General features: G+C 69.3%; 2 protein-coding genes. Both read right to left on the bottom strand.

All coding sequences use genetic code 11. The annotated features are described in order from the left end of the window. The coding region (locus tag GT030_RS09195) for a hypothetical protein (RefSeq protein WP_161200671.1) at window positions 1-1,212 on the bottom strand (1,212 nt) is incomplete at its 3' end. Continuing rightward, the coding region (locus GT030_RS09200; RefSeq protein ID WP_161200672.1) for a hypothetical protein at window positions 1,202-1,786 on the bottom strand (585 nt) is incomplete at its 5' end. The genes GT030_RS09200 and GT030_RS09195, both read right to left, overlap by 11 nt.

The following is a 1,786-nucleotide window of genomic DNA, read 5'->3' on the forward strand; positions in this document are numbered from 1 at the left end:
GGGGGTGCGGCCGCTGTGGGCGGCGACGCCGCCGGAGGCGGGGTTGGCGGGGCGGGGGGTGCTCGCGCCCTGTCCGCCGCCGCCCGCATTGCTGTCGGCGCGGGTGCTGTGGGTCTTGATGCCCTGGGCGACGAGGGTGGCGGGGGAGCTGATGACGGCGGCGGCCTTGCTCTCGGCGCCCTGCATGATGCGGTTGTTGCGGGAGCCGGCGATCTCGTCGCCGAAGCCAGGGACGAAGCGGTAGATCATCGCGCTGGCGAAGATGGCGAGCAGGATGATCGAGAGGCCGGAGACGACGGCGCCGAAGGCGTCGGGGCCGCTGTCGCCGGAGAGGGCGCCGGCGAGGCCGAGGACGATGACGATGACCGGTTTGACCATGATGACGGCGATCATGATGCCGGCCCAGCGGCGGACGTGGCCCCACAGGTTCTTGTCGACGAGGCCCGCGTAGACGACGGTGCCGAGGAGGGCGCCTACGTACAGCAGGGCGGCGCGGATGACGAGTTCGAGCCAGAGGACGCCTGCGGCGAGGATGCTGACGAGGGAGACGACGATCAGCATGATGGGGCCGCCGCCGATGTCGTCGCCCTTCTCCAGGGCGCCGGAGAAGGTGCCGAAGAACGTGTCGGCCTGGTCGCCGGTGGCCTTCGCCAGGACGTCGGTGACGCCGTCGGCCGCGGAGACGACGGTGTAGAGGATCAGGGGGGTGAAGGCGGAGGCCAGGACCGTGAGCCAGAGGAAGCCGACGGCTTCGGAGATGGCGGTGGTGAGGGGGACGCCCCTCACCGCTCGCTTGGCCACGGCCAGGAGCCACAGGACGAGGGTGAGGATCGTGGAGGCGGCGAAGACGACGGCGTACTGCTGGAGGAACTTCGGGTTCGTGAAGTCGACGTTCGCCGTCTCCTTCACCGCGTCGCTCAGCTTCCCGATCGTCCACGAGGCCGCGTCCGCGCAACCCTTGGCGAGCGAGGAGAGGGGGTCGAGGGAGGAGGTGAGGGGGTTGTCGGTGGTGAGGCCTTTGCGGGCGCTGCCTCCGCCGTCTTCCTTTTCGCAGAACTCCTTGGCCGCGCCCCGGATCAGGTCACAGGCGTCATCACCGGAGGTCGGCTTGGGGCTCGGTGCGGCGACGGCGCGGGTGGCCACCAGCACGGCGGTCGTCTGCACGGCCGTGAGGACCGCCGTGATCCTGAGGACGCGGTGGTTAGCGCGCATACGTGAACCCTCCGAACTCCTCGACGGCCTTCGTCATGTCGTTGGCGGTGGAAGCCCGCTGGTCGCGCCCCACGGGGACGGGTCCGTCCTTCTGCTGGAAGTCGGTGATCTTCCAGTCGCCGTCGGTCCAGCGCAGCTGGTACGTGGTGGTGTACCAGCTCTCGCTGACCGGGTTCTTCGAGGTCTCGCCGGACAGGCCGAACAGAGAGGTGTACCAGACCTCCACGGTGGCGCTGTCCTGCGCGGACGCGGTGGTCTTGGTGCCGACCGGGATGGTTCGGGAGATGAACGTCTCGCCCTTGGGCGCGCTGCCGTCCTTCGCCAGCCCGATGTTGGCGAGGAACCTCTCGTCCGAATAGGCGCGGTCCATGGCCGACTGTTTGGCTGCCGCGATGTCGGATGCGTAGACCGTGTCCACGATCTGGTGCCGCCACCCGGTGTCGAACATCTCCGCAGACCCCAGCGCCACCGCATAATTGGCCGCCGCGCTCTCCGCGCCCTGCTTTGTGTGGGGGAAGTTGGTGGGGATGCCGTTTTGTTTGGTGGGGACCGGGGTGTGGCCGGAGGCGGCGGT

The sequence above is a fragment of the Streptomyces sp. SID1328 genome, assembly GCF_009865595.1.
Taxonomy (GTDB): domain Bacteria; phylum Actinomycetota; class Actinomycetes; order Streptomycetales; family Streptomycetaceae; genus Streptomyces; species Streptomyces griseoluteus.